Raw genomic sequence first — 12,121 nt, 5'->3', positions numbered from 1 at the left:
AGGGGATCACCTATGGCACTGGAAGCAGACGTCAAGAAGGCGATCATCGAAGAGTACGCGACGCACCCCGGTGACACCGGATCCCCCGAGGTGCAGGTCGCGATGCTGACGCAGCGCATCAAGGACCTCACCGAGCACCTCAAGGAGCACAAGCACGACCACCACTCGCGTCGTGGTCTGTTCCTGCTCGTCGGTCAGCGCCGTCGCCTGCTGGGTTACCTGCAGGACATCGACATCAGCCGTTACCGCTCGCTCATCGAGCGCCTCGGTCTCCGTCGATAAGGCATCGACCAGCGTTCAATCGCGCAAAACATTCTTGAGAAGGCCTCCCCACGGTGTGGGGGGGCCTTCGTCGTTTACGGACGAATGGATGCCGCCACCCGCTCGTACCCGAGCGCCACGGCCGACACGGCGTCGAGCCCGGTGAGCGTGACCCACCCTTCGGCCAGCAGTGCGGCGTCGGTCCCCGGCTCGGGGGTGTTCGGCAGATCCTCCACCGCGAGGCGGATGCGACCGGCGTCGCGCTCGGCGAGCGTCGTCTGCACGATGCCGAAGGGCGCGAGACGCGCCTCGATGACGCCCCTGTTGTGGGCGGTGTTCGGGGCGTTCAGGTTGACCACGGTGCCCCGCGGTCGGCCGAGCAGGAACGGCAGAACGTCGACCGCGGCGGCGGCTGCGGCATCCCAGTGGAACTCGGTGGGGTTCATGCCCACGTCGAGCGAGACGGCGAGCCCCCACGCGCCGTTCAGCCCGCCGGTCAATGCGGCGCCGACGGTCCCCGAGTGCAGGATCGCCCGCCCGACGTTCGCGCCGTGGTTGACGCCCGAGAGCACCACCTCGGCGGGGTCGCCGAACGCGCCGTGGGCCGCCACCAGGGCGACCAGCCCCGGTCCGCCGCGGACGGCGAACGCCGGGATGCCGTCGAGTCCGGGCAGCTGCCGCCGCTCGATCGCGATGCGGCCGTCCTCTTCGGCTGCGACGATCGACGCCGAGGAGCCGCTGGACTGACGCATCGGAGCGGCGACCGTCACGTCGAGATCGGCTGCGCGTGCCGCTCGGGCGAGCGCATGCAGACCCGGGGCATCGATCCCGTCGTCATTGGTGATCAGGACGCGGGTCATGAGGACTCCCCGGGTGCGTCGGCGAGCGCGGCGAGCCCGTCGGGACTGACGTGTCCGGTCACCACCTGGTCGACGTCGGCGGCCGAGTCGTCCACGAGCTCGCGCACCCGGACCGCGTAGCGAAGGCGCTCGATGGTCGCCGCATCGCCCGTCCCGAGTCCGTGCCGCGTGACGTTCAGCGCCCCTGCGGCGACACCGGTCACGACCGCGTCGCGCACGCTGTCGCCACGAGAGAGTCCCGCGGCGACGCCGGCGGTCAGCGAGTCGCCTGCACCGTGCGTGTCGGCCTCCTCCATGTGCGGCGGCTCGACCTCGACGAACCCGTCCGCGTCCAGCAGCAGAAGGGGATCGCCGCCGCGCGACGCGATCACCGCCGCGGCGCCGCGCCGGCGCAGCTCGCGCATCGCTGCCAGGAGCGACCCGATCGACGGATCCGAGACGAGACCGTCGGCCGCCAGCTCTTCGGAACTGACCTTGAGCACATCCACACCGCCTTCCAGCGCGGCCGCGAGCCGTGCGCCGGCCAGATCGACGACCACCTTCGCCCCGCCCTTGCGCAGGTCGGCCGCCAGACGTCGGTAGGTGTCGGCGGGGAGCGCCTCGTGGCCCGCCGGTCCGCTGAGCAGGACGAGACCAGACGTCAGCCCTTCACGCAGAGTGAGCCCGTAGAGCTCGTCGAGGTCGTGACGCGCGAGCGGATCGCCCTCGGCCTCGGCCAGCACGACGCGCTCGCCGCCGCGGCGGTCGTGCACGTACGCGGATCCGCGGCCGGGACGCCGCACCCCGGCGACCGCGAAGCCCTCGTCCTCGAGCAGATGGCGCAGCATCCCGCCGATCTCGCCGGTGAGGGCGCAGCACATCGTGACGGATCTGCCGAGGCGCCGGAGCATGCGCGCCTGCCAGACCCCCTGCCCTCCGGCGTGCAGGTGGATGTCGGGCTCGTCGTCGTGCTCCTCGATGGTGACGGTGAGGGTCGGGGACGGCGCGAAGATCGTGACGTCGCTCATGTCTGCGACGTTAGGCGTGCGGCAGGGGGTCGGCCGACCCCCTTGACGTGACGGACGCGGCCGCGCTCAGCGGGCGGTCACGCGGAGGCTGCGCGGGCCGCGACGAGATCGGCGTGGTGGATCGCCGCGACGTCGGGGTGTGCGCGCAGGCGCGACTTCAGCGCGTTCTCGCCGTAGAGCGCGTGGATCGGGTTGGCCGGGTCCTGCGTCACGCCCCGCGCCTGCGCCGCCAGCTCGGCCGGCAGCTCGATGAGCGGAAGGCGCTTGTCGAGCGCGGGGTTGAAGAAGAACGGCACCGAGATGCGGTCGTCGGGGTAGGTCGGCGAGATCACGCGATGCTTCGTCGCGATGAGGTACCCCTGTGTCGCGTACTCCAGCAGTTCGCCGATGTTGACGACGAAGGCGCCGGGCACCGGGGGAGCGTCGACCCAGTGCCGTTCGCCGGTGTCGCCGTCCTCACGTTCCACCTGCAGTCCGCCCTTGCCGGGCTCCACCCACAGCAGCGTCAGCACGCCGGAGTCCTTGTGCGCGCCGACGCCCTGCTGAGGCGTCGGGTCCTCCTTGCCGGGGTAGCGCACGATCTTGATGAGCGTCGAGGGTTCGCCGAAGTGCTCGTCGAAGTAGTTCTCGGGCGCACCCAGCGACAGCGCCCACGCGCGCAGCAGCTTGCGGGCGACGCCTGACAGGTGGTCGTGCCACTCCGAGACCACGTCGCGCAGCTCTGGCTGCGCGGCCGGCCACAGGTTCGGACCGATCAGGCGCGAGAAGTCCGGGGCCTCGGGGTCGCTGACCGCATCGCGCTCGGGCCCGATGTCGATCTGCTCACGCCAGTCGACCTTGCCCTGGGTGCGCTCGCCGCCGATGCGCGTGTACCCGCGGAAGTGCGGGCTGTTGACGTTCTCGATCGCGAGCTTGTCGGCCTCGGGCAGGGCGAAGAAGTCGCGCGCCGCCTGGTGCAGCCGGCCCTCCAGCTCGGGGGTGACGCCGGTGCCGGTGAGGTAGAAGAATCCGACGTCGTGCGTCGCCGCTCGCAGGTCGTCGCGGAACTGTGCGGCGGCCTCGGGGCCCGCATCGAGCCGGGAGAGGTCGAGGATCGGCAGGTTGAGGTCGGTCATGAGGCGAGGGTAGGCGGATGCCGCGGCATCCGCTCGTTTGTTGCCCTGGGTTAAGCGGGAGCCGGGCTCGCCACCCGGCCCCCGCAGTCCGCTCACGCGGCGAAGAACGCCCGGATGTCGCCCACCACGAGCTCGGGCACCTCGAGCGAGGCGAAGTGCCCGCCGCGCTCGAAGCGGCTCCAGTGGACGATGTTCGTGTTGTCGCGCTCGGCGAAGACCCTGATGGTCTGGAAGTCGTCCTTGAACACGGCGACACCGGTGCGGGCGTCGCTCACCTGGGGTGCGGCATCCGCCAGCGCGTTCTCGCGGTAGGCGCGGCTCATGCCGGCCGACGCGTTCGCGAACCACGCGACGCTCACCTCGGTGAGGATCGCGTCCAGCGGCACCAGCGACGTGCCGTTGCCGAAGGAGTTGAACAGCTCGGCGTAGGCGAGGTGACCCATGGGGGAGTCCGACAGGGCCGCGGCGATCGTCTGCGGACGCGCCGCGTTCATCGTGTTGTACGCACCCACCGACTGGAACCACTGCATGTGCTCCAGGCCGGCGTAGTCCTGCGGCTCGAGCTTCTCGAACTCCGCCGGGTCGCCGGAGGGGAACGAGAACAGCTGCAGCACGTGCAGGCCGAGGAAGCCCTCGGGGTTCAGCAGGCCGAGCTCGCGGGCGACCATCGCGCCGTTGTCGCTGCCGTGGATGCCGTACGAGTCGTACCCGAGTCGGCGCATCAGCACGTCGTAGACCGCGGCGACGCGCGCCGTGGTCCATCCCGCCTCGGTCACCGGCTGGCTGAACCCGAACCCGGGCGCGTCGGGGACGACGACGTCGAACGCGTCCTCGGCGCGGCCGCCGTGTGCGACGGGATCGACGAGCGGGCCGATCATGTCGAGGTAGTCGACGAACGAGCCCGGGTAGGTGTGGGCGAGCAGCAGCGGCGTCGCGCCCTCGTGCGGCGAGCGCACGTGCACGAAATGGAGGTTCTGGCCGTCGATCTCGGTGGTGAAGTGCGGGAACTCGTTCATCCGCGCCTCGGCCGCACGCCAGTCGAACCCGTCGCGCCACCGGGCGACGGCCTCAGCCAGATACGCGTTCGGGGTGCCCGACTCCCAGCCGTCGCCGGGCGCTGCCTGCGGGAGCCGGGTGCGTGCGAGCCGGTCGTTGAGGTCATCGAGGTCGGCCTGCGCGACGTCGATGCGGAAGGGGTGGATGCCGGCGGTCTGGGCGGTTGTGCTGTTCATGTCTTCGACGTTACGGTCGAATCAGGCACGATTTCTTCCTGTTATCCAGGTTGCCATGAAGGCGGTTTCGATGGCGGACACATCAGCCCGGATGCTCGCGCTGCTCGCTCTGCTGCAGGGGCGTCCGCATTGGCCGGGGCCCGAGCTCGCGGCGCGTCTCGGCGTGTCGGTGCGGACGGTCCGCAACGACATCGAGCGCCTGCGCGGTCTCGGCTACCCCGTCGAAGCGGAGCGCGGTCGTGCGGGCTCGTACCGGCTGGCCGCCGGCGGAAAGCTGCCGCCACTGCTGCTGGACGACGAGGAGGCCGTCGCTGTCGCGATCGGCCTGCGCGTCGCGCGCGGGGTCGCGGGCGTCGACGAGTCCGGTGCGCGGGCGCTCGCCAAGCTCCTGCAGGTGCTGCCCGAGCGCCTGCGCCCGACCGTCGACGCGGTGGCGGCGACCGTCGACAGCGGTCCAGAGAACGTCGGCACGGACGCGCCCGATCCCGAGGTGGATCCGGCAGTGCTCAGCGCGGTCGCCCAGGCGGTCCATGCGGGGGAGTGGCTGCGCTTCGACGATCGCGGCATCCCGCGGCGCGTCGAGCCGTACCGGCTGCTCAGCTGGCAGCGGCGCTGGTACCTCGTCGCGCGGGATCCCGAGACCGGACAGTGGGAGACGTTCCGCCTGGACTGGATCGAGCCGCGGATGCCGACCCGCCGCCCGTTCGAGCCGGTGCCGGTGCCGGGCGGCGACTTCACGGCGTTCGCGCTGCGGTCGATCGCGGCGGGCGGCTGGAACGTCCACGCGCGGCTGCGCATCGCCGCGCCGGCGGAGCGCGTGATCGCGCGCATCAATCCCACGGTGGGCGTCGTCGAGGCCGTCGATCCGGACACCTCGGTGCTCGTGACGGGCGCGGACAGCCTGGAGACGATCGCGGCCTACATCGGCATGCTCGGCATGGACTTCACCGTCGATTCGCCGCCTGAGCTGATGTCTCACCTGCGGCTGCTGGCCGAACGTTACGCGCGCGCGGCGGACGGAATGGACAACCGGACACCGGGTCGAGTAGCGTCATAGGTAAGGCTCACCTTACGATGGATGTCGTCCCGATCGGCATCCCCGGTGTGCGCCGGGTGCGACGGAGCGCCGCTCATCTGCTCTACCCCAGGAATCCCCTTGCTCGCCACCTTCCTCATCGGCCTGCGCGAAGGCCTCGAAGCCGCGCTCGTCGTCGGCATCCTCATCGCCTATGTGACCCGTCTGGGCCGTCGCGACGTGCTTCCGCGGCTGTGGGTCGGCATCGGCCTCGCCGTCGCCCTCGCGGTCGCCATCGGCGCGACGCTGACGTTCGGGTCGTACACGATGACCTTCCAGGGCCAGGAGATCCTCGGGGGCACGCTGTCGCTGCTCACCGTTGCGATGGTCACCTGGATGATCTTCTGGATGCAGAAGACCGCTCGCCACATGAAGCGGTCGCTCGAAGGCGGGCTCGACCGTGCGCTCGCCGTCGGCAGCCTGTGGGCGCTCGTCGCGATCGGCTTCGTCTCGGTCGCCCGTGAAGGGGTCGAGACCACGCTGCTGCTGTGGTCGATGGTCCAGTCGTTCGGCGATGCGCCCGCCGCGCTCGCCGGAGCCCTGCTCGGTCTGGGCCTCGCGGTGGTGCTCGGCTGGCTGCTCGCGCGCGGCATGCTCAAGCTCGACCTGCGCCGGTTCTTCGCCTGGACGGGCGGGTTCCTCATCATCGTCGCCGCGGGCGTGCTCGCCTACGCGATCCACGATCTGCAGGAGGCCGGCGTCTTCCCCGGCCCCTTCACCGCTGCCGCTCCCGTGGACGCCGCGACCGGTGCCGTCCTGGTCGGCTGGGCGGCGTTCCCGTTCGGCTGGGCATTCGATGTCACCGCCGCGATCCCGCCGGGGTCGGTGCTGGCGACGGTGCTGCAGGCGACTGTCGGCTTCATGCCGCGCATGTCGTGGATCCAGGTCGTCGCGTGGGTGCTGTACGTCGGGATCGTCGGCGCGGTCTGGGCGCGCAAGCAGTTCCTCGCGCCGGCCAAGCCTGCGGCCACGGCATCCACCCCCTCGCCTGAGCCCTCGGCGGCCGAGCCCGCCGCCCTCTCGTCTTCGAAGCCCGTCCTGTCCTCGCAAGGAGAAGCATGACCGTCCGCCGTCTGATCCCGGCCCTCGCCGTCACCGCGCTCGGCGCACTCGCCCTGTCGGGCTGCGTCGCCAAGAGCGATGCCGCGGCCACCGACGCCCTGACCGTGACGTCGACCGCTTCGGCGTGCGACGTGTCGGGCGACACGGCCACGAGCGGCACGCTCACGTTCGACGTGAGGAACAAGGGCGACGACGTGACCGAGTTCTACCTGCTCGCCGAGGACGGCCTGCGGATCGTGGGCGAGGTCGAGAACATCGCGCCGGGCACGTCGCGGACCCTCACCCTCCAGGCGCAGCCCGGCGACTACTTTACCGTCTGCAAGCCGGGGATGACCGGCGACGGCGTGGGCCGGGCGGCATTCACCGTGTCGGGCGACGCCGTCGCGCTGACCGGCGAGGACGCCGAGCAGAAGCAGAAGGCCGTGGATCTGTACGCCGCATTCGTGAAGGACCAGGTCGGGCAGCTCGTCCCCGCGGTGTCGGACTTCGTCGCCGCCTACGAGTCGGGCGACGACGACACCGCGCGCACCCGGTTCCCGCAGGTGCGCGCGTACTACGAGCGGATCGAGCCGGTGGCCGAGGCGCTCGGCGACCTCGACCCGCGCATCGACTACCGCGAAGTGGATGCCGTCGCCGAAGGTCTCGACTGGACGGGCTTCCACCGCATCGAGAAGGATCTGTGGGTCCCGGCCGCCGATGCCCTCAACGCCGACGGCGAGACGCCGGCGTGGCAGGACTGGGCGCCGTCGACGCCCGACGAGCGCGCCGCCTACGGCGACCAGCTGATCGCCGACGTGCAGGAGCTCTACGACTACGTCCACGGCGACGACTTCGCGTCGACGCTCGCCGCGCACGGCATCGGCGGCATCTCCAACGGCGCCATCGCCCTGCTCGACGAGGTGGCGACCGGCAAGATCCAGGGCGAGGAGGACTGGTGGTCGCACACCGACCTGTCCGACTTCGCGGCCAACGTCGAGGGCTCGAAGATGGCGTTCTCGCTCGTCCGCGACTTCGCCGAGGCCCAGGGCGACGACGGCGCGGCGCTCGCTGACGACATCGACAGCGGCTACGCCGACCTCGAGGCCGCGCTCGCCCAGTACGGCTCGCTCGAGGCCGGGTTCGTGTCGTACGACCAGGTGACCGACGCCGAGAAGCGTGAACTCACCGATCTGCTCAACGCGCTCGCCGAGCCGCTCGCGCAGCTCACGAACACCGTCCTGGCGTGACCGGAGAGGCAGCGGGCCACGGGCCCGCGGACGAGACCGCCCCCGCCGTCGAGGAGGCGGGCGCGAAGGCACCCTCGGGCGTCTCGCGCCGGGGCCTGTTCGGCCTGGCACTGGGCGCCGGGGCGGCAGGTCTCGCCCTCGGCGCCGGGGCGGGAGCCGCGACCGCCACGTCGATCGGCCGTGCACAGGACGCCGAGGCGGCGGGATCCGCGTACGACTTCTTCGGCACGCACCAGGCGGGCATCACGACGCCCGTGCAGGATCACCTGCACTTCGCGTCGTTCGACATGATGGCCCGCACCGACCGGAGTGATCTGATCGCGTTGCTGCAGGACTGGTCGTACGCCGCCTCGCGCATGACGCAGGGGCTCGACGTCAGCGCGACCGGGGCGGTCGGCGGGTCGCCGGAGGCGCCGCCGGACGACACCGGCGAGGCGCAGGGTCTCGCCGCGAGCGGCCTGACCATCACGTTCGGCTTCGGCCCCACCCTCTTCGAGAACGAGGAGGGCGACCGGTACGGCATCGCCTCCCAGCGGCCGGCGCAGCTGCAGAAGCTGCCCGCGTTCCTCGGCGACGACCTCGACCCCGAGCACTCCGGCGGCGATCTGTGCATCCAGGCGTGCGCCGACGACCCGCAGGTCGCCGTGCACGCCATCCGCAACCTCAGCCGCATCGCCTTCGGCCGGGCGAGACTGCGCTGGTCGCAGCTGGGGTTCGGCCGCACGTCGCGCACGACGGCGGCGCAGTCGACCCCGCGCAACCTGTTCGGCTTCAAGGACGGCACGGCCAATATCCTCGCGACCGACGACGCCGCGCTCGACGAGAGCGTGTGGGTGGCGGCATCCGACGATCCCGGCTGGATGGCGGGCGGCTCGTACCTGGTCGCTCGCAAGATCGCGATGCTCATCGAGACGTGGGACCGCGTGCGCCTCACCGAGCAGGAGTCCATCATCGGACGCGACAAGGGGGCGGGCGCGCCGCTGTCGGGTGGCGACGAGTTCACCGAGCCCGATTTCGACGCGAAGGCGAAGGACGGCACCCCCGCGATCCCCGTCACGAGCCACGTGCGCCTGGCGCACCCGGAGTTCAACAAGGGCATCCAGATCCTGCGTCGCGGCTACAACTTCGTCGACGGCAACAACGAGCTCGGACGCCTGGACGCCGGACTGTTCTTCCTGTCGTACCAGCGCTCGCCGGAGCAGTTCGTCACGCTGCAGCGCTCGCTGTCGACCGACGCGATGAACGAGTACATCCGGCATGTCGGCTCGGGCATCTGGGCGATCCCCGCCGGCGCCGCGCAGGGCTCATACGTGGGGGCGCCGCTGTTCTCCTGAGCGGGATGCCGCAAGCCGCGGTGCCGGGTGGGTCAGGTCTGCATCGCATCCGCCCGGCACCGCATCCCGGCCGGGGGAGTCAGCCGTTCTGGCGAGGATCTGGGCGGGGGATCCTCCGTGCGCCGCGCGGCTCCTCGCGAGGACGCCGCGAGCCGGTCGGGTCGCTGCGGCGCCCCTCGCGGCGGGCGAGCGTGCGGTCGGCGAAGAGCCAGGCGGGCCGCGGCTCGACGAGCGGCCGGAACACGCGACGCACCGGTTTCGTCGCGAGCGCCAGGGCGATGACCACCGACCCCACGACCACCAGCGGCAGCCACAGCCACGTCGGCTCGGCGTTGCGCAGCAGGCCGTTCTCGCGGAACGGGTACAGCACGAACGAGTGCAGCAGGTAGACGTACATCGTGTACTGGCCGAAGTGCGTCCACCAGTGCGTGCCGCGGGGCACAAGGGCGAAGAACGCCGTCGCCAGCACGACCGCGACGAGCATCAGCGCGAGACGCACGCCGCCCGCCCACCACTGCGTGCCGCCGATCGACGCGTAGTTCTCGTCGTAGAAGAGCCACTCGCGCAGGTTCATGTCGCGCCACTGGTCGACGAAGAACCAGGCCGCCCACGCGGCGGCGACGAACAGGCCGGCCGCGGTCGCGAAGACCCACCACGGGCGGCGCACGAGCAGCTGCAGCCGCGCCACGACGTCGTGTTCTTTGAGCCACCAGCCGAGGGTGAAGAAGGGGAGCAGCCCGAGCGTGCGCGACAGCGAGAACGTCGAGTCGATGTTGGGCAGGTACCCGGCGCCGATCGAGATGACCACGGTCCACAGCAGCGGCCAGCGCAGCAGTGCCAGGTACGGCAGCACGACGCGGAAGATGCCGAGTGCCAGCAGGAACCACAGCGTCCACGATGGCTCGGTGATGTTGGGGTTCGCCTGGCCCTCGACGAGCCACTTCGTGAGCGTCCACAGGCCTTCGAAGACGAGGTACGGCACGAGGATGTCGGTGATGACGCGTGCCATCTGCGTCTTGGTGGGCGCGTCCGACTTGGAGAAGTACCCCGAGATGATCGCGAACGCGGGCATGTGGAACGCGTACACGACGAGATAGACGCTGAGCGCGATGTCGGAGTCGTAGGTCAGCCGCTGAACCGCGTGGCCGAGCACCACGAGCACGATGCACGCGAAGCGGGCGTTGTCCCAGAACGGGGTTCGGCGGCGTGGTCGGGCGATCGCACCGGTCGCGGTGGTCGCCGGGGGTCTGGCGCTGGGGCCGGTCATGGTCACCTCCGGGCGCAGACCAGACTAGCCGGGGATCCGTGAGGCCCGTGCCTGCTTGACACCGGGTCCCACGCTGGCTGAGTCTGAGTGCGAGCGTGCCGTGGGTGCCGCGCGAGGGGACTGACATGACGGATGCCGCCACCGGGACCGAAGCGACGGCGTCTGCCGCGCGTCCCGTCGTGACCGTTTCGACCGGCGCCGTGCGCGGCACGCGCGAGGGTGCGCTCGACCGGTTCCTCGGCATCCCCTACGCCGCCCCGCCCGTCGGCGATCTGCGGTTCCGTCCCCCCGCCCCGGCGGCGTCCTGGGAGGGGGAGAGGGATGCCGCCGCCTTCGGCCCGACCGCTCCGCAGCGCCCGTACGCGCCGGCCATCGCGCGCTACCTCGGCTCGGTCGCGGTGCCGGGCGACGACATCCTGACGGTGAACGTGTGGACGCCGGCCGATCGCGGCCCGGCTGCGGCGCTGCCGGTGCTCGTGTTCGTGCACGGCGGCGCACTCACGCGTGGCGCGGCCGCGCTGCCGACCTACGACGGCGAGCGGTTCGCGCGCCACGGGATCGTGTTCGTGTCGATCCAGTACCGGCTGGGGCAGGAGGGGTTCGCGGTGCTCGACGACGTGCCGCAGAACCTCGGCGTGCTCGACCAGCAGCAGGCGCTGCGCTGGGTGCGGCGCGAGATCGCCGCGTTCGGGGGCGACCCTGCGCGGGTGACGGCGATGGGGCATTCCGCGGGCGCCAACACCCTCACCGCCCTGCTGGCCCTCCCGCATGCGAAAGAGCTGTTCGATCGCGTGATCCTGCAGTCCGGGCCGCTCGTCGCGCAGCCGCCGAAGAGGGCCGGCCGCATGACGCGCGAGATCGCGAAGCGGCTGAAGGTGCCGGCGACGCGGGCCGGGTTCGCGGCCGTCGCGGCCGACGACCTGGTCGCGCAGCAGGCCGAGGTGGCCGCCGGCGGGTCGCCTCTGGGCGGCGGGCCGGCCGTGGCGCTGGCGATCGGCGGCGAAGCGGTGCCGCGCAACCCGCTCGATGCGCTCCTCGCGGGACAGGGCCGCGGGATCCCCGTCCTCATCGGCTCGACGAGCGAGGAGTACCGGCTGTGGCTCGTGCCGTCGGGCGCGGTCGACAAGGCGCGCTGGTCCACCGTGACGCTGGCGCGCCTGGCTGCGCGGGTGCCCGCACGGGTCGTCCGTGCGCACCGCAAGCGGCGCCCCGACGCGCTGCCGGGCGAGGTGCTCGGCGAGGTGATGACCGACATGCTGCTGCGCGGGCCGATCGCGAGGTTCGCCGACAGCCGGGCGTCCGCTGCGGGCGCGGCCCCCACGTGGGTGTACGAGTTCCGCTGGAAGAGCCCCGTCGACCGCCTCGGCGCCGCGCACGTCATGGAGCTGGGCTTCGTGTTCGACCGCCTCGCCGAGCCCGACGCGATCGGCATCGGCGGCCCCGACGGGCCGCAGGCGCTCGCCGATGCGATGCACGGCGCCTGGGTCTCGTTCGTGGTCGACGGCGATCCGGGGTGGGCGCCGTGGTCGGCGCGACGGCCCGTGCAGGCGTTCGACGCCGACGGCGGGCACATCGACTACGCGCCGCGTCAGGACGAGCTGGAGGGTCTGCCCGAGCGGTAGTGTCGCAGTCGCGATGACGACGATCGACGACGCGCTGCAGCGCGACCAGGCCCTCCCCGA

The 12,121-nt window shown here is 71.6% G+C and carries 11 protein-coding genes; 6 read left to right on the top strand and 5 right to left on the bottom strand.

The features are described from left to right. Positions 1-12 precede the first annotated feature (12 nt). Positions 13-282, top strand: coding sequence for a 30S ribosomal protein S15 (rpsO, locus tag ACTHNQ_RS10005; RefSeq protein WP_045276110.1), 270 nt, complete (start codon positions 13-15; stop codon positions 280-282). A 74-nt stretch (positions 283-356) separates the two neighbouring features. Here the strand turns inward: rpsO and surE are convergent, their stop codons facing one another. From surE to ACTHNQ_RS09985, 4 genes are all read right to left on the bottom strand, one after another. Continuing rightward, complete coding sequence (gene surE, locus ACTHNQ_RS10000; protein ID WP_440333233.1) at positions 357-1,121, bottom strand: 5'/3'-nucleotidase SurE; 765 nt, start codon at positions 1,119-1,121, stop codon at positions 357-359. Next, entirely contained in the window at positions 1,118-2,128 is a 1,011-nt protein-coding gene (locus tag ACTHNQ_RS09995) for a 1-phosphofructokinase family hexose kinase (RefSeq protein WP_440333232.1), read from the bottom strand. Before ACTHNQ_RS09995 ends, surE begins: the two co-directional genes overlap by 4 nt. Before the next feature lie 77 nt (positions 2,129-2,205). After that, the gene (locus ACTHNQ_RS09990) at positions 2,206-3,243 is read right to left on the bottom strand and encodes an isopenicillin N synthase family dioxygenase (RefSeq protein ID WP_440333231.1); all 1,038 of its coding nucleotides are present in this window, start codon (positions 3,241-3,243) and stop codon (positions 2,206-2,208) included. Between the two features lie 92 nt (positions 3,244-3,335). Further along, positions 3,336-4,475 carry an epoxide hydrolase family protein gene (locus tag ACTHNQ_RS09985; protein ID WP_440333230.1) on the bottom strand — a complete coding sequence of 380 codons (1,140 nt, stop codon included), beginning with the start codon at positions 4,473-4,475 and terminating at the stop codon, positions 3,336-3,338. A gap of 70 nt (positions 4,476-4,545) precedes the next feature. Here ACTHNQ_RS09985 and ACTHNQ_RS09980 point away from each other — a divergent pair, with 70 nt between their 5' ends. The 4 genes from ACTHNQ_RS09980 (at position 4,546) to efeB (ending at position 9,172) form a co-directional block, all read left to right on the top strand. Continuing rightward, positions 4,546-5,532, top strand: a complete 987-nt coding sequence (locus tag ACTHNQ_RS09980) for a helix-turn-helix transcriptional regulator (RefSeq protein ID WP_440333229.1) — start codon at positions 4,546-4,548, stop codon at positions 5,530-5,532. A 99-nt stretch (positions 5,533-5,631) separates the two neighbouring features. After that, entirely contained in the window at positions 5,632-6,612 is a 981-nt protein-coding gene (efeU, locus tag ACTHNQ_RS09975; RefSeq protein ID WP_440333228.1) for an iron uptake transporter permease EfeU, read from the top strand. Beyond that, on the top strand, positions 6,609-7,838 hold the full coding sequence (gene efeO / locus ACTHNQ_RS09970) for an iron uptake system protein EfeO (protein WP_440333227.1): 1,230 nt from the start codon (positions 6,609-6,611) through the stop codon (positions 7,836-7,838). Before efeU ends, efeO begins: the two co-directional genes overlap by 4 nt. Further along, complete coding sequence (efeB, locus tag ACTHNQ_RS09965; protein WP_440333226.1) at positions 7,835-9,172, top strand: iron uptake transporter deferrochelatase/peroxidase subunit; 1,338 nt, start codon at positions 7,835-7,837, stop codon at positions 9,170-9,172. Before efeO ends, efeB begins: the two co-directional genes overlap by 4 nt. A gap of 79 nt (positions 9,173-9,251) precedes the next feature. Here efeB and ACTHNQ_RS09960 read toward each other — a convergent pair whose 3' ends face one another. Next, positions 9,252-10,439: an acyltransferase family protein gene (locus ACTHNQ_RS09960; protein WP_440333225.1), complete on the bottom strand. Its 1,188-nt coding sequence runs from the start codon at positions 10,437-10,439 to the stop codon at positions 9,252-9,254. 125 nt (positions 10,440-10,564) lie between these two features. Here ACTHNQ_RS09960 and ACTHNQ_RS09955 point away from each other — a divergent pair, with 125 nt between their 5' ends. Beyond that, positions 10,565-12,061 (top strand): carboxylesterase/lipase family protein, encoded by a 1,497-nt coding sequence (locus ACTHNQ_RS09955; protein WP_440333224.1) that lies wholly within the window; start codon positions 10,565-10,567, stop codon positions 12,059-12,061. Positions 12,062-12,121: the final 60 nt, after the last annotated feature.

Source organism: Microbacterium sp., from assembly GCF_051953575.1.
Taxonomy (GTDB): Bacteria; Actinomycetota; Actinomycetes; order Actinomycetales; family Microbacteriaceae; genus Microbacterium.
The sequence above is the reverse complement of the archived record's forward strand: the minus strand, read 5'-3'. Positions and strand labels throughout refer to the sequence as shown.